The organism is Flavobacterium omnivorum (assembly GCF_900099915.1).
GTDB classification, from domain to species: Bacteria; Bacteroidota; Bacteroidia; order Flavobacteriales; family Flavobacteriaceae; genus Flavobacterium; species Flavobacterium omnivorum.
This window is the reverse complement of sequence record NZ_FNDB01000004.1, coordinates 124,653-141,186: the sequence shown is the minus strand read 5'-3', so window position 1 is coordinate 141,186 and position 16,534 is coordinate 124,653. Positions and strand designations below refer to the sequence as shown.

The following is a 16,534-nucleotide window of genomic DNA, read 5'->3' as shown; positions in this document are numbered from 1 at the left end:
TTTCATACGCTATAATTGGTTTACCTTTTGCTCGAAATTAGGACCTAATTCATACAAACTAGTCAGCAATTCTTCCTTAATAGGTTTCGCTTTAATCGCTAAATTGTTTGATTTATAAATCATTGCCAAGTGGTATTGTACCTTTGGTTCAAATGATTTTCCAACCACATGATTCTGAGCAATTTCTAATGCTTTTTTATTTTCTCCTACATTTAAATAAGACCAAGCCAATAAATCATAGGAATCAGCAGTAGGTCTATGTGCAACTTCAATTTTAGCAATTTCTAATGCTTTTGAAGCCGTTTCTTTATCATCAGCATAAATTAAAGCATTGTATTTGTTGTACATAGCACCATAATTATTTTTCTCCATCATAGAAAAATAAGCATTTCTATTTCTTATTTCATTGGTTTTATCTCCTTTAAATTCGGCAATTTGAGATTTTAACAGATAAAAATCGGGCGTATTATGTGTGGTGGCAATAGCATCAATAATTCTATTTGCTTCGTTAGCATTTCTTTCTTTGGAGAAAACAATCCAAGCAATTCCTTTTAAAGCATAGGAATAATTAGGGTCTAATGCTAATGTTTTTAGAAAACTGTCATACGATTCCTGAATTCTTCCAGCATGACCATAAAAATCTCCTAGGTTAGAATAGGACCAAATTTTAAGTGTTTTATTATCCTCTTTTTCAGCAATATCTCTTGCCTTTTCCATGAAAGTTATTGCTGTATCCAAATCCCCTTTGTGATCATTCCACTTTGCCAGACGAATTAAATAATCAAAACTATTCATGTCTCTTACCGCATTCAAATTTTTAACGGCCTCAGGATAATTACCCAATTCCATTTGAACGTCGAACAATAATTTTTGAGTTTCTTTTTTCCCTTCTCCTATGGCTAATGCTTTACTTGCTAATACCAACGCTTCTTTAAAACGGTGTTGCGAAATATAATTTCTTGCCAAAGATCGAAGTGTTGAAACTCTAGAGTAATCATAAGCTTCATTAGATTTTGTCAATAATTCTTCCGTTTTATATAGGTTTTTAATATTTCCTGTATATTCAAAAAGTGTGTTGTAGTTCGATGCTAGTTGACTTAAATAACTGATTTGATTAGGAGCTACATTGTATTTTTTTTGCCAAAAATCAATTTCTTGATGAGCAAAAGTCAATGATTTATTGTCTTTTAAAATCAAGTATTTGTTATAATCTTCAGCTTTTGTAATTTGTTCTGATTTAGTATCGCAACCGAATAGGAATAGGATTGTGAAAACTAAAAATGATAGTGTTTTTAAAGTTTTCATACTCTAATTGTTTTTTTTCTTTGTTTGTTTGTTTGTTTGTTTAAGAAAAGCAGAACGAATAGTTCTAATGGATGCCCGCTCTGCTTTTTTTTATAAATATTACCAAGCAGAAGCTAGGTACGGGAAAGAAGTCCCAAATGCTTTATCATTTGAATTTACATTATCTTTAGTAAGAGTTGGATTAGATCCACCTGTAGGTCCACCAAAAATCAATAGCAATTCAACATCTATAACGTCATCTGCCAATGCTCTTCCGGTTAATACATTAGTTCCATCAAAGAAAGTGGTTGGTGCAGTTTTAGATACTCCTAATACATCTGTCGCCAAAAGACCTGTTAACTGAGCAGCAGTTTGACCCAAGGCATTTGTAGTATATCCAGAATTCAACGCTAACAATCTAGATTGAAAAATAGATTGGTATTTAGCTCCCATAGCCGAAGGAATAGCAGCATTAAAATCATCTTTAGGCTGTCCTGAAGCAACGAATACCGTATTGATTGCAGGTCGTGCCATTTGATCTTGCTGAACAAAAGTTCCTGAAAAATCAAGACTTACAGTAGCATCGCCGTTAGAATCGTTATTATCACAATTTACTGAAACAACTGCAGCAACTAGCGCGATTGTTATAATTTTGAATTTATTTGTTTTACTCATGATGTTTGTATTTAAGAAATCGTAATTTTCGATTTCATGTTTTTACTTTTTTTAATAAAATTAATTATTGTTTTTTCTTAGTTTCAGCCCAAACATTTATTGTGCTTGATGAACCCAACATTGTTTTTGGAACTTCTACTACAATTGACATTACATTAGTTCCTGCAAATGTGTCTGTACCTGGATTTTTAAATCCTGTAGCTGTTCCTCCTAGAATTGCTTTGAATTGACCTAAATCAAAAAAGAAAGGATCATCTCTTGGTCCTGCAAAAAATTTCATTCCGTTTTGTTCCGCTGTTAAAGCAGTTGCACCATATTGAGAAATAGTAACATTTCCTGAAGCAGCACTCGTTTTAATTGTACTTGTTGTTCCTGTAGTTCCTGGAGCTACTGGTCCAAAGAAATACATCTTGTCATCTCTCTTGATTGCTTGAATCACTAAATCTTCAATATTGTCCCCATTGTTATCGATATTAATTTCTACCATAACATTTTCTTTAAATGTAGCAGCGCCAGTAGCATTAGGACTCAACAAGCCTTGAGTGTTTACTGCAAATACTAAATTACTCGTGTTTTGTCCTTGAAAAGCATATACATCCGTAATATCTCCTGCGTCTCCTGACATTGTTGCGGGAGCATCAATGTGATCCGCTGCTACTAAAATTAAGCCCGAAATCGCCACTAGCGATAGACCTAAAATCATTTTTGTTTTTTTCATTTTGTTTTAAATTAAAAGGTTATTCAGTCATTTACGGGATAGTTTCCGATTTGGTTTTCTAAAACATAAAAAAAAATCAATTTAATTATTAAGTATTTGCAATTCAATACTTTACATACTTAAAAAAAATATAATTATTTTCAATTTATTTTATTTACTGTCTTGAATTCGATAAAATCGAGTATTTTTAAATAAGATTGTATAAGTTTGTACAACAAAAACAATAAGATATGAGTCAAGAAGAGTTATTAGTACTAATTTATAAGAAAGACGAAAGGGCATTTACACATTTATATGATATGTATTCCAAAAGTCTCTTTTCGGTTGTCAATGTTCTTGTAAAGAATAGAGAAGAAGCTGAAGACGTTCTTCAAGAGGTGTTTGTAAAAATCTGGAAAAACATTGATTCCTACCATGAGAGTAAAGGAAGATTCTACACTTGGATTCTCAATATTGCCAGAAACACCTCTATAGATAAACTGCGTTCTAAAAACTTTAATAACAGTCAAAAAAACCTTTCTACTGATAATTTCGTAAATCACTTTGAAGACAGTTCTAAATTGTCTGAAAAAATGGATACTATAGGTTTACAGGAATTTGTAAAAAGGCTGAAACCAAAATGTATTCAAATAATTGATTTACTGTTTTTTAAAGGGTATACCCAACAAGAAGCTTCAGATGAATTGGCAATACCTTTGGGGACAGTAAAAACGCAAAATAGAAACTGTATTAACGATCTACGAAATTATTTGAAAGTATAATGGAAACAAAAGAATATATTGAATCAGGAATTCTGGAACTTTATGTTTACGGTTCACTAAATGAAACCGAAAGCGAGGAGGTTGCCACAATGGCAAAAAACAACCCGGAAATAAATGCTGAAATTATCGCTATTGAGAAATCAATTGTGTCGCTATCATCTAGCTTTTCACCATTTCATTCGGTAGCTACTTTCGAGAAAATTAAAGAGAAATTAGAACTGAAACATGCTGAAGTCATACAATTAGAACCTACTAAAAACAGGTCTCAATACATTGGTTGGGCCGCAGCTGTGTTATTATTGGTAGGTATTGGTTACCAATACAACCAGTTAAATCAGACTTCAACGCAGGTCGCCACTACTGAAATTGAAAAAGCAAAATTAGAGAAAGATTTTAATGTATTAAAATTGAAAAATACGGCAAATGAAACCAGTTTAGCGGTTGTTAGAGATGTTAAAAACACGGTTGTAGCCCTTGGCGGCCAAGCAGTTGCTCCAGAATCTTCGGCTAAAGTGTATTGGAATCAAGACACTAAAGTAGTGTATATTGATGCCGCTGGTTTACCGGACCCACCAGAAGGAATGGTGTATCAAGTTTGGGCATTAAAATTAAGCCCTTTGACTCCAACCAGTATTGGATTGTTAGAAGACTTCAATGTGAACGAACAAAAATTATTTGCGGTGAATAATGCTAATGAAGCTGAAGCATTTGGAATTACACTTGAGCCTAAAGGAGGAAGTCTGACTCCTACAATGGAACAATTATATACTTTAGGAAAAGTATAAAAAAACTCTTTTTCTATAATACTTAAAAAAGGTTCAACTTCACAGTTGAACCTTTTTATATGTAAAATATTTACAACTTATTTCTTGTAATACTTCTTATATTTAGGATAGGAAACGGCTCCAAATAAAGCAATTCCTCCTAATGAATACCAAATCCAGCTCAATGAATGTGCTTCACCGCTAGCATACGAATGCAGTCCTACCAAGTGAAAGTTTACCCCATAATAAGTGAATAAAATGGATATAAAAGCAAACATACTCATCAAATTAAAAATCCATTTACCTCGCAAGGAAGGAACAAATCGAGCATGAATTACAAAAGCATACACCATAATACTGATCAATGCCCAAGTTTCTTTTGGATCCCATCCCCAGTAACGTCCCCAACTTTCATTGGCCCATTGTCCACCAAGGAAGTTTCCTATAGTCAACATAATTAAACCAATTGTTAACGCTAATTCATTGATATAGGTAATTTCCTGAATATTCAAATCCATTTTGGCTTTGTTTTTTTCATTGGTAAATAAAATCAACAATAATGAAACTGCTCCTAAAATAAATCCTAAAGCAAAGGGGCCATAACTAGCCACAATTACTGCAACGTGTATCATTAACCAGTAGGAATTTAGAACAGGTTGCAAATTTGCAATTTCAGGATCAATCCAGTTCATGTAGGCTGCTGCCAAAATCATAGCCGTTACAAATGCGGATGAAGCTACGGTAAGCTTCGATTTTCTATCGAAAGCTAAACCAAAAAACATCGTTGCCCAAGCCACATATATAATCGATTCATACGCATTACTCCAAGGTGCGTGACCGGAAATATACCATCTTGCGATTAATCCAAAGGTGTGTAAGGCAAACAATGCAACAATGACAATGTGCATGAAATTAACCAAGTAATTCAATACTTTTCTTTCCTTGAAGATGTTCATAATGGTAAACAACAACATCAAAATAGACGCGAAAATATACCAATACGGCAATTTTTTAAACACATCATATTTATTATACAAGACTTCCGAAGTGATCTTTTCTTCGCTAGGCATCACTTTGCTACCAAAACGTTTTTGAAAACCATTGATACTTTCCAGTAATTCATCAGCAGTTTTGAAATCATTCGTACTTGAAGCATTCGCTAACGAGCCGAAATACAAAGGCAGTACATTTTTAGTATACGTTGCTTCCATACCTTTGAATCCAGATTCATTGAGTTCTAAGTAGGAAACCCATTTGTTATTTTTATCCTCAGGTATTGGGAAAATCTTTAAGATTCGTCCGCTCAAAGCAGATTCCATCAGATTGACCTTCTTGTCGGTTTCTATAAAATCTTTTTCAAACTGGTTGGGATTAGCAGCTTTGAAGGCTTCTTCTAAATATTTAGTAAGCTTATAATTTCCCTTTTTATCAAAGAAAGAGGCAAAAGGAGCGAATTTTGCCTCTTTATCAATTCCGATAATTTTACGAATACTATCATTCCCACTTTTGATGTAAATAATAGGAATTTCAATCCAGTAACTCGCGTATTGTGTCATGGACAAAAATACCTGGTCGGAATTCATTCCTTTATAAGAATCATCATGACTCACTTTACGCAATAACTCTGATGAAAACGTGTTAATAGGTTTCATTCTTCCACCACCATCTTGGATTACAAGTCTACCAAATTTAGCTGCGTGTCCTTCTGGCACTTTGTATTTTGTTATTAGAGAATTAAGTTCCTCTTGACTTAAAACTTCTTTAATGTGGTTTGAGTGTGTTGCAGGTGCTGCTTCAGCTTCCGTATGCGCATGTCCTTCGTGATCCGCGTGGTCATGTTCCTGTTCTTGTGCGAAACTATTGAAACTGAACATAAAAACTAAAATGGTCAACAATTTAGCTTTCTTAGTTTTAACCACTTCCAGCTTGCGTTTGATATCTGCGAAACGAGAATATTTAGTAAACATAATGGCCATCATGGCAAAATACAACATAAAATAACCGGCATAAGTTAGCGCTGTTCCCCAAAAATCATGATTTACAGATAGAATTGTCCCTTTTTCATCTGGATCAAATCCTGATTGAAAAAAACGATATCCATCATGATCCAAAACGTTATTCATAAATATTCTGGCATCAAAAGGTTCTTTGTCTTGAACGGTAACTTTACTTTCAAACGAGGAATAACTTTTCTCTGTTCCAGGATATTTTTGTGCAATAAAGTCATTTAGTTTTATCTTAAATGGCAAAATATACGCTTTACTTCCATAGAAAAAAGTATAGTCAATGTTTCCAATCTTTACTGTTTTAGAATCCCCTATTTTACCTTTAGAACCTAAAATAGTTACTGTTTTTTCTTGTCCATCGGCTTTGACCTTAAGTACCAATGCATCTTCATGAGTTTTCGCTTTAAAATCATTTTCAGATTCATAATCTACGACGCCCTTAACCGCTGGATCTGGAAATACAAAACGCATTTCGCCAATACTGTATAAAGAGCGCATCATTAGCGGCTGTACATCATCTTTTGTGACTTTGCCTTGCAGTTTATCAGCCATCCTCATAAAGTTCCCTTCAAAAGGGGTTTGGATCGTATAAGCACTTCCTGTGGTAGTAATGTTTATGGCACCATCCGTATATTTATTTAATGAAAATAATACATTATGAATATTTTGCACTTCGCCTTCTTTCAAGAAATGCTCGTGACGACCGCCATCTCCCGCTTCCACTATTTTTAAATATACAATTCCATTTGGATCGGGTTTTATATATTCTTTAGCTCCCATGATGAAGTTTTCATATTCTACTTTAAATGGTGTATCAGCAAATTTTTCGGAAATACTAAAACTATTATTTGTCGCTGGGGAAAGCAATACTTTCTTTTCAAAAACCCTGCGTTTCATTTCGCCCTTATATTCACCATCTACAAAAACAGTTAAAAAGGTTTTATCTGAAAAAATTTGATTTTCAGCTGCGCCTTCGCGAATGGGCATCATTCCTTCATAGCTAATATAACGAGTTACAAACGCACCAGTAATAATAAATATGAAAGATAAATGGAGTAATAAAGTAGCCCATTTTTCTTTTTTTAACAGCTGGTAACGCTTAATATTTCCAATAAAATTGATTAAGAAAAAGACGTGAATGGCTTCAAACCACCATGCATTGTAGATTAAAATTTTTGCGGTATCGGTGTTGTATTTACTTTCGATAAAAGTTCCGGTTGCCATGGCTACTGCGTAAGCAATAAAAAGAAAAGCCATTAATCGAGTTGAAAACAAAAAAGAAAATATTTTTTTATCCATTTTTATGGGATTATGTTTTGTAAAAGTGCCACAAAAGTACTTAAAAATGTTGACTTCTATATTCGGACATTTGTTAATTTAATCCAAAATTAAGTGTGGTAGACAAAGCTAAAAATATTCTCTTTTTTGGGATAATAGCACTGTTTTAGCAACGGAAAATTTGACTAAAACTCTTAATATTTTTTTCCTAATTTTGTCCCATGGTCAAAGTAGTAATTATCGGTTCTGGAAATGTGGCGCAGCACTTGATTGCAGCATTTCAAAACGGTCCAAATTCAGGAACGGAAGTCAAATTGGTGCAGGTCTATTCCAGACAAATCGCAACAGTTTCTCATTTAGTGGAATTGGATAAAATCACAAATGAATGGGAATCCTTAATGGAGGCCGATTTGTATATTATTGCCGTTTCAGATGATGCCATTTCACTGGTTGCCGCTGCGTTTCCCTTCAAAAATAGATTGGTGGTACATACTTCTGGCAGTGTTCCCTTGAACGCATTGAATGATGAAAACCGAAAAGGAGTTTTCTATCCTTTGCAAACATTTACGAAGAACAAACCAGTCGATTTCACTGTTATTCCCATCTGTTTAGAAAGCGAAAATGCAACTGATTTTCAATTACTATCTAAAGTAGCTAAATCAATATCTGATTCTATTTTCGCCATTAACTCCCAGCAACGAAAAGCCTTACATGTTGCAGCCGTATTTGTCAATAATTTCACGAATCATTTGTATCAAATAGGGGAAGAAATTTGTCAGGAGCATCACGTACCGTTTGGTACTTTAAAACCTTTAATTACTGAAACAGCAAATAAAATAATGGTACTTTCGCCGCAGGATGCACAAACAGGCCCTGCAAAACGCAATGATACGGTCACTATTGAAGCCCATCAAGCTTTTTTATCAAATAAAAATCATCTCAATATTTATAAAATACTAACACAATCTATACAGCATAATGGCAAAAAGTTATAAAGAAATAATGAATGACATCACTACTTTTATTTTTGATGTCGATGGCGTTCTTACAGACAGTTCTGTTTTTGTAACTAACGAAGGTGAAATTCTTAGAACTATGAATATTCGTGATGGTTACGCCATGAAAGCGGCGGTAGAAAGTGGGTATAATGTGTGCATTATTTCAGGGGGAAGCAATGAAGGGGTTCGGGTCCGATTGCGGAATCTTGGAATTACAGATATTTATTTGGGTACGCCAGACAAGGTTGAAACGTTTGACGAATATACAGATATTTATCAAATAAATCCAGAACACGTTCTCTACATGGGCGATGATATTCCAGATTATCATGTTATGAAATTAGTGGGTTTATCCACTTGTCCACAAGATGCAAGTCCTGAAATCAAAGCGATTTCAAAATATATTTCGCACAAAAATGGAGGAAAAGGAGCTGCACGCGATGTGATTGAACAAGTGATGAAAGCGCAAGGGAAATGGATGGCTCATTTTGATGGAAAACACGATTAAATTGTAGATTTTTTAATGTTCGATTTAAATAAAACTATTGATTATCCGCGCACAACTCATAAACTTTTTATGAACTTTCTAAAACTTATCCGATACCAAAACTTACTGATGCTGGCTTTTATGCAGCTTATTTTTCGGTATGGATTTTTCAAAATTCAAAACGTTCCTTTGGCATTAACCGATTGGCAGTATTGGCTTTTGGTCTTATCTACGGTTTTGCTTGCTGCCGGTGGCTACATTATCAATAATATTTTTGATCAAGACACTGATAATAATAATAATCCCAATTCCGTAATTGTAGGCAAAAGTATTTCTGAAAATCAAGCATATAATTTATACGGAATTGTTACTGTTGCGGGCGTGCTTATTGGTTTTTACCTTTCGAATATGATACAAAAACCAGGCTTTGCCTCTCTTTTCATTCTGATTGCAGCTGCACTATATTTGTACGCCAGCAGTTTGAAACAAATGATGCTCATTGGTAATATTATTGTCGCCTTATTACTTTCCTTTAGCGTACTTATTATTGGATTTTTTGATTTATATCCTGCTGCAGGAATAGACAAACCGCAACAAATGAGAATCTTTTTTTCTATATTATTGGATTATGCTATATTTGCTTTTATGATTAACTTGCTTAGAGAAATAGTTAAAGACATCGAAGATATACAGGGCGATTACAACCAAGGAATGAACACGTTACCTATTGCAATAGGGAAATCAAAAACTGCAAAAATAGTTTGTGTATTAAGTTTAATTCCGCTCTCCTTTATTCTGTATTATATCAATAAATACCTAATTGAAGTGGTGTTTGTAACGGTTTATTTGTTGGTTTTTGTAGTTGGTCCTCTACTGTTTTTTACCATAAAAATATGGACGGCCACATCTAAAAAAGAATTCCATAACTTGAGTTCACTTTTGAAATTAATCTTGTTTTTTGGAATTTTATCTGTTGTAGTTATTAGTTTAAATATAAAATATAATGCTTAGAAATCAATTAAAAAAATATCGCTTAATTTTAGCATCGGGATCGCCAAGACGCCAACAATTTTTTAAAGATTTAGATTTAGATTTTGAAATCCGACTCAAAGAAATTGAAGAAATTTATCCACCAGAGTTAAACGGACATGAAATCACTACGTATTTGGCCAAATTAAAAGCGAGTGCTTTTGAAGGCGAACTGCAGCCCCACGAAATTCTGATCACTTGTGACACCATAGTTTGGCACAACAATAAAGCTTTGGGTAAACCAAAAAATGAACAAGATGCCTATGAAATCCTAAAATCATTATCGAATGCTACTCATGAAGTCATTACTTCCGTTTGTTTTAAAAACAATCAAAAAGTAGATGTATTGTATGAAATTACAAAAGTCACTTTCAACGAGTTAAGCGATGAATCGATTTGGTTTTACTTAGAAAATTACAAACCGTATGACAAAGCCGGTGCGTATGGCATTCAAGAATGGATTGGGTTTATAGGTGTTGCAAAAATTGAAGGTTCGTATGCTAATGTTATGGGAATGCCAACTGATAAAGTATTTGAATATTTACGTAAATTAGTCTAATTTAAAGAATGGAAATGTCATTTATACACGAATACACAAAGGAATTAATTGCCACTGGAATTTTGGGAATTTTGCTTATTTTTTTAAGAATTGTTGCTACAAAATTAGTTCGTCGTTATGCAAAGACGAACCAAACTTTAGAGCATAGAACGAATTTAGTGATTAAATACCTGCATTTATTGATCAATATTTTAGTGATAATTGCTTTAATAATTATTTGGGGAGTTCAAACTAAAGATCTTATCCTAGCACTATCGTCCATTACCACTGTTGTAGGTGTGGCTTTGTTTGCGCAATGGTCTATTTTAAGCAACATTACAGCGGGTGTAATTTTGTTCTTTTCATTTCCATTTAAAATTGGTGATGTCATCAAAATACACGATAAAGATTTTCCCTTTATGGCTGAAATAGAAGATATTGGTGCTTTTCATGTTTTCTTAAAAACAAGTGATGGAGAATCAATCATATATCCCAACAACCTTCTCTTGCAAAAAGGTATATCTATATTAGAAAAACAATTCAATGATAAAGAATACGTAGATTAATTCATAACTTTATTGCTTACCTAATGATTTAAAGAGTAAACCTATTTAAAATTATTTTTAAAATAAAAACAGATAGAATTTAATTTTGATTATTTACAACAAAAAGCAGATACAAATTGGAAGTCCGATACTATGTTATAGGAGGTTTACTGCTACTTAATAAATCTTTTCTATTGTTTTTCTGAGCAATTTGTAGTCATTATTTACAGCGCTTGTGAAGTCGGAAATGCTATCTCCTTCTTTGTAATCAAGCACGAAAACTAAAGATTAAAAGGTGATAATTATGTAACTATTGACAAAAAATGTATAATACATTGCTTTTGATAAAGCCACATATTTGTCAGTTGAAAGTAGTCCAATATTAGTTCTTTTTAACACAACATCTGGAAGATATGAATGACACCCTAAAAGTTCCCTTTTATGCTAAATTGTCGCTGACTTTGTTGGGATTAATTGCTATTGTATTTATTTTCTATATTGGTCAGAACATCTTGATTCCAGTAATGATGTCCTTTCTATTTGCCATCTTACTGTATCCTATGGTTCAGTTTTTTAAGTTAAAACTTCGATTTCCACATGTGCTGGCAGTAATGATTGCGGTACTATTTTTTGTTTTAATTTTTATTGGTCTTTTTGTATTTCTTTCTTTCCAAGTTAGTGATTTTGCAGATGATTTTGATAAAATTGAAAGAAACATAAACATTCATCTTAGAAATATACAAGGATTTGTAAGAGATAATTTTCACTTAAGTTCCAGAGAACAAAAACAATATATTGATACAGCTACTGAAGACTCCATGGAAAAAGGAAAAGAAATAATTGGTACAACATTAATGTCGTTTACGGACACTTTGGTAAACCTTACTTTGATTCCCATCTATACTTTTTTAATCCTTTTATACAGAACCCATTTTTTGCTGTTTTTATCCAAATTAGTTAAAAAAGAAAACCATGAGCAACTAAAAAACATACTAACCAACATTAGGGTTGCAATCAACAGCTACATTGTAGGATTAATTATTGAAATGATTTTAATTTCAGCAATGACAACTTTTGGTTTTATGCTGATCGGAGTTAAATATGCTATTTTATTGGGAATTGTTACAGGAATTCTAAACCTGATTCCTTATATAGGAATTCTTTTTGCGGGACTATTAAGCATCGTTGCTTCGCTAACTGGTTCACCGGATATATCGATAATTATAGGGGTCATAGTGATTACTATAGTAGTTCAATTAATAGATAATAACATTATTGTGCCAATGATTGTAAGTTCTAAAGTCGAAATAAATGCGTTCGTTTCGATTATAGGAATCATCATTGGTGGAGCAATAGCTGGAATTTCCGGTATGTTCTTAGCACTTCCAATTCTAGCCGTTTTAAAAGTGATTTTTGACCGAGTAGAGTCTCTAGAAGCATGGGGCTATCTAATGGGAGATCATTTACCTAAAACTTACACTTGGCGAAAAATTAAATTACCTCTTTTTGATTCAGAAGCGCCACCTGAAAAAAACACAATTAAGACGGATCTTCCTTTACCCGTGTTTACGGAAACCACCACTGAAAACTCGAGTAATCAAACTGATGGATAATATAAAAAATAGCTTAAAATTTTATTTTATTTTAAATTCTCAATGCAATTGATAATAAATTTTCTTAAGATTGCTGAATCATTTTTTTCAGTTGATGGCCAAACAATGTTAAAAAAAATAAATCTGATTTTGCTTCTTGTATTGTTCAGTTGTTTTCAGACTTCTGTAGCACAAGAAACAGCGACAAAGAAAGATTCATCCGGCGTTTATACAAATATTAAAAATTATTCCAAGAAGAATAAGTTTACACGTTTGATGCATAAGCTAGTATTTAGATCACCAGTGATAAAAAAGGAAGGAATAAAAGAAGTTCAAAAAAAATACGCCCTCTTTGAAGGAAAAATTATTAGAAAAATCTCTATTGTAACTCTTGATCCCTTCGGATATTCTGAAATTGATACTTTAAAAAAACCAAAAAATTGGGCAGAAAGAAACGGGAATAAAATTCACATCAAAACAAACCGGCTCGCCATACTCAATTTATTACTCATCAAAAAAAACACCCCATTTGATTCGTTATTAGTAAGAGAATCCGAGCGTTTAATTAGAACGCAACGTTTTATTAATCGCGTCGATGTTGCACCAAAATTGATTGGCAACAGTTCGGATTCTGTTGACATATCGATTCGGGTTTTAGATTCTTGGAGTCTTGTTCCTAAAGGTTCTCTCTCTGGTTCCAGAGCTAGTTTTGAGCTAAATGACCGCAATTTCTTAGGATCTGGTCATCAGTTTGAAAATAAATTCAGGAATAGATTCAGTGATGGCAAAAGTGCTTACACCGTTTCTTATAGAGTACCCAATATAAAAAATACGTTTATTAATACAAAAGTTAGTTATAACATTGATCTAGAAGGATATTATGGGAAAAGCATCACTATTGATCGCCCATTCTACTCGCCTTTGACAAAATGGGCTGGTGGAATCTATTTAGACCAACAATTTAGAAAAGACACTCTACCCGACTCCAATTTAGTATTTGCTTATCAGAACTTTAAATATAATACCCATGATTTTTGGGCCGGAAGATCTTTTAGAATTTTTAAAGGAAATACGGAAAGGGAGCGAACAACAAATCTGATTACAGCCGGTCGATTTTTGCATCTGCATTATTTGGAAAGCCCAATTTTTGATTATGATCGTAGTGATTTTTATTCTAATGAGAAACTGGCATTAATAGGCATCGGTATTTCATCTCGAAAATTTATCAGAGACCGCTATATTTTCCAAAATGGAATTATTGAAGATGTACCTATCGGAAAAATATATGGCATAACAACGGGTTATCAACATAAAAATAGCGCTGGACGTTATTATTTGGGCGGTCGCGCTGCATTTGGAAATTTCTACAAATGGGGGTTTTTAAGTGCTAATTTTGAATTAGGCACTTTTTTTGAGAAATCAACAACCAAACAAACCGCATTTTCATTTCAGGCCAACTATTTTACGAATTTAATGCAACTTGGAAAATGGAAACTACGTCAGTTCATTAAACCGCAGCTGGTGATTGGTTCCAACCGGGTAGATGCCATTGGAGATCAACTTTCGATTAATGAAAATTACGGCCTAAATGGCTTTAGAATAGCTGAATATGGAACTGAAAAAGCTATACTTACCTTGCAGACGCAATTTTACAGCCCTTGGAATCTTTGGGGTTTCCGACTAAATCCTTATTTTAATTATTCTGTTGCCATGTTAGGAAATGCTAAAAAAGGATTAACGGAAAGTAGGGCCTATTCGAAAATTGGTATTGGACTAATCATAAATAATGATTTTTTAGTGTTTAGCGCCTTTCAAATATCACTCTCCTATTATCCATCCATTCCTGGAAATGGAGAAAACATTTTCAAAACAAATTCTTTTGAGACAACTGATTTTGGTTTTCAAGATTTTGAACTTGCAAAACCTCGGACTGTAATCTATAGATGATCGAAATACAAATCTATTTGTCTCTTATAAAAATTAAAACAGGTAACGCATTACTTTTCAAATCATTAAAAATAGAAATCAAAACTGCAAAGCGTGAATTTTATAATTAAATACCATAATTGTATAAGTTTTTATAAAGTATTATTGTTTACTTTTATACTATAATTATTCATAACTAAAACCAAAAGAAATGAAAAAAGTTACCTTTTATTTAATGATGATGGTATTGTCATTAAGTGTTGTTCCTACTCAAATGTTAGCAGCTGAAAAAAACCCAACAGCAATTGCTAATACTCCAAAAGAAGTGCCAGCAGAAGTTAAAGTATTGCTTAATCGTCTTGACGAAATAAAAGCAATGGACAAATCTTCTTTGAATTCAGCAGAGAAAAAAGAATTACGTAAAGAAGTTCGTGCTATCAAAACTGAATTGAGATCTACAGGAAACGGAGTTTATTTGTCTGTAGGAGCTATCATTATTGTTATTCTTTTGTTGATTCTTTTGTTATAAACAACTTAAAAATAAAAAGTTAAAAAAGGAAACGATTGTTCGTTTCCTTTTTTTTATTACAACGAATCGTATATGTTGTTTTTTATTAATGGCATAGTTGTTGGCTATATTGAATAAGATAGAGATTAAGAAAATAATTATTAAATAAAATTTGAAAAACATGAAAACATTAAAATTAATCGTATTCGCTATAGTTTTTTTAGTAGGTACTAACGCTATACAAGCACAAGTTTCAGTAAACGTAAACATCGGTAGTCCTCCAGCTTGGGGTCCAGTAGGATATTCTGCAGTAGACTACTATTACTTACCTGATGTTGAAGCCTATTATGATATTAGAAATACCCAATTTATTTATTTTGGTAGAGGACAATGGATACGTTCCAGAAACCTTCCCACTCAATATAGAAATTACAATTTATACAATGGATATAAAGTAGTGCTTAATGATTATCATGGCTCAAGACCTTATAGTAACTTTAAAAATCATAAAGTAAAATATTACAAAGGATACAAAGGAAAACCTCAAAAATCAATTGGATCTCATCAAAATCGTAATAGCAAAGTCTACAAAAGCAATGGAAATAAAGGCAATGGAAATAAAGGTGGAAAAGGAAATAATGGTCATGGAAATGGAAAGCATTAATACGGATCGCTATTATTAGTAAAAGAGAGTTTCAATACGGAAACTCTCTTTTTTTTGCAGGACTTAAATCCTTAATTAAATGTTAATTTTTTTGTTTTGGCACAGTTGTTGAAAAAGTTTAGAAAGATATATCAAAAACACATTTCTATACAATTATTTCAGAATTAAATTAAGAAAAGATGAAAGCATTAAAACTAATCGCCTTAGGAATTATCCTATTTGCATCAAGTACAATACACGCACAAGTTTCAGTAAACGTAAATATTGGCAGAGCGCCTTCGTGGGGTCCAGTAGGATATGCCGAAGCAGAATACTATTACCTTCCAGATGTTGAAGCCTACTATGATGTGAGAGCTACACAATTTATTTATTTTGGTAGCGGAAGATGGATACGCTCAAGATACCTTCCTGGTCAATATAGAAACTATGATTTGTACGGTGGTTACAAAGTAGTACTTAATGATTATCATGGTTCTAGACCTTATAACAATTTTAGAAATCATAAAGTAAAATATTATAAAGGATATCATGGTAGAGAACAAAGAAACATAGGATACAACGGTAATCGAAAAGTATATGTTAATGATCGAAGAAATAATTACCGTAGACAATCTGATGACCACAGGGATAATAGACATTACGGAAACGATAGAGAAAAAGGAAATAAGGGACATGGAAAAGGAAATGATCACGGACGCGGGCATGGAAGAGACAGAGACTAATTCCTAATCAACAGTAGTAAAAAATAAAAAGAGAGAAAA

At 33.0% G+C, this 16,534-nt stretch carries 16 protein-coding genes; 12 read left to right on the top strand and 4 right to left on the bottom strand.

Annotation, left to right across the window (positions count from 1 at the left end; all coding sequences use genetic code 11):
- Positions 1 to 9: 9 nt before the first annotated feature.
- The 3 genes from BLS90_RS05895 to BLS90_RS05885 form a co-directional block, all read right to left on the bottom strand.
- A complete protein-coding gene (locus tag BLS90_RS05895) occupies positions 10 to 1,305 on the bottom strand; it encodes a tetratricopeptide repeat protein (protein ID WP_091256379.1) in 1,296 nt (431 codons plus the stop codon).
- A 99-nt stretch (positions 1,306 to 1,404) separates the two neighbouring features.
- On the bottom strand, positions 1,405 to 1,959 hold the full coding sequence (locus BLS90_RS05890) for a DUF4331 family protein (protein ID WP_091256376.1): 555 nt from the start codon (positions 1,957 to 1,959) through the stop codon (positions 1,405 to 1,407).
- A gap of 64 nt (positions 1,960 to 2,023) precedes the next feature.
- Entirely contained in the window at positions 2,024 to 2,677 is a 654-nt protein-coding gene (locus BLS90_RS05885) for a DUF4331 family protein (protein WP_091256374.1), read from the bottom strand.
- 230 nt (positions 2,678 to 2,907) lie between these two features.
- Here BLS90_RS05885 and BLS90_RS05880 point away from each other — a divergent pair, with 230 nt between their 5' ends.
- On the top strand, positions 2,908 to 3,438 hold the full coding sequence (locus BLS90_RS05880) for an RNA polymerase sigma factor (protein ID WP_073354043.1): 531 nt from the start codon (positions 2,908 to 2,910) through the stop codon (positions 3,436 to 3,438).
- Positions 3,438 to 4,223 carry an anti-sigma factor gene (locus tag BLS90_RS05875; RefSeq protein ID WP_091256371.1) on the top strand — a complete coding sequence of 262 codons (786 nt, stop codon included), beginning with the start codon at positions 3,438 to 3,440 and terminating at the stop codon, positions 4,221 to 4,223. The genes BLS90_RS05880 and BLS90_RS05875 overlap by 1 nt, the downstream gene beginning before the upstream one ends.
- Positions 4,224 to 4,300: 77 nt before the next feature.
- Here the strand turns inward: BLS90_RS05875 and ccsA are convergent, their stop codons facing one another.
- Positions 4,301 to 7,507, bottom strand: a complete 3,207-nt coding sequence (ccsA, locus tag BLS90_RS05870; protein ID WP_091256368.1) for a cytochrome c biogenesis protein CcsA — start codon at positions 7,505 to 7,507, stop codon at positions 4,301 to 4,303.
- A 200-nt stretch (positions 7,508 to 7,707) separates the two neighbouring features.
- On the opposite strand from ccsA, the gene BLS90_RS05865 reads away from it, so the two are divergent.
- The 10 genes from BLS90_RS05865 (at position 7,708) to BLS90_RS05820 (ending at position 16,495) form a co-directional block, all read left to right on the top strand.
- The gene (locus BLS90_RS05865) at positions 7,708 to 8,481 is read left to right on the top strand and encodes a Rossmann-like and DUF2520 domain-containing protein (RefSeq protein ID WP_091256367.1); all 774 of its coding nucleotides are present in this window, start codon (positions 7,708 to 7,710) and stop codon (positions 8,479 to 8,481) included.
- Positions 8,465 to 8,992 (top strand): KdsC family phosphatase, encoded by a 528-nt coding sequence (locus BLS90_RS05860; protein ID WP_091256365.1) that lies wholly within the window; start codon positions 8,465 to 8,467, stop codon positions 8,990 to 8,992. The genes BLS90_RS05865 and BLS90_RS05860 overlap by 17 nt, the downstream gene beginning before the upstream one ends.
- 69 nt (positions 8,993 to 9,061) lie before the next feature.
- A complete protein-coding gene (locus BLS90_RS05855; RefSeq protein ID WP_091256792.1) occupies positions 9,062 to 9,982 on the top strand; it encodes a geranylgeranylglycerol-phosphate geranylgeranyltransferase in 921 nt (306 codons plus the stop codon).
- Positions 9,975 to 10,559: a Maf-like protein gene (locus tag BLS90_RS05850; RefSeq protein WP_091256362.1), complete on the top strand. Its 585-nt coding sequence runs from the start codon at positions 9,975 to 9,977 to the stop codon at positions 10,557 to 10,559. The genes BLS90_RS05855 and BLS90_RS05850 overlap by 8 nt, the downstream gene beginning before the upstream one ends.
- Positions 10,560 to 10,573: 14 nt before the next feature.
- Entirely contained in the window at positions 10,574 to 11,104 is a 531-nt protein-coding gene (locus BLS90_RS05845; RefSeq protein ID WP_091256790.1) for a mechanosensitive ion channel domain-containing protein, read from the top strand.
- Positions 11,105 to 11,496: 392 nt separating this feature from the next.
- A complete protein-coding gene (locus BLS90_RS05840) occupies positions 11,497 to 12,696 on the top strand; it encodes an AI-2E family transporter (RefSeq protein WP_091256360.1) in 1,200 nt (399 codons plus the stop codon).
- Positions 12,697 to 12,801: 105 nt separating this feature from the next.
- Positions 12,802 to 14,622, top strand: a complete 1,821-nt coding sequence (locus tag BLS90_RS05835) for a BamA/TamA family outer membrane protein (protein WP_091256788.1) — start codon at positions 12,802 to 12,804, stop codon at positions 14,620 to 14,622.
- A gap of 190 nt (positions 14,623 to 14,812) precedes the next feature.
- Positions 14,813 to 15,130, top strand: a complete 318-nt coding sequence (locus BLS90_RS05830; protein WP_073354026.1) for a hypothetical protein — start codon at positions 14,813 to 14,815, stop codon at positions 15,128 to 15,130.
- A 160-nt stretch (positions 15,131 to 15,290) separates the two neighbouring features.
- A complete protein-coding gene (locus BLS90_RS05825) occupies positions 15,291 to 15,773 on the top strand; it encodes a hypothetical protein (protein ID WP_091256358.1) in 483 nt (160 codons plus the stop codon).
- A 179-nt stretch (positions 15,774 to 15,952) separates the two neighbouring features.
- Positions 15,953 to 16,495, top strand: a complete 543-nt coding sequence (locus BLS90_RS05820) for a hypothetical protein (RefSeq protein WP_091256356.1) — start codon at positions 15,953 to 15,955, stop codon at positions 16,493 to 16,495.
- Positions 16,496 to 16,534 lie beyond the last annotated feature (39 nt).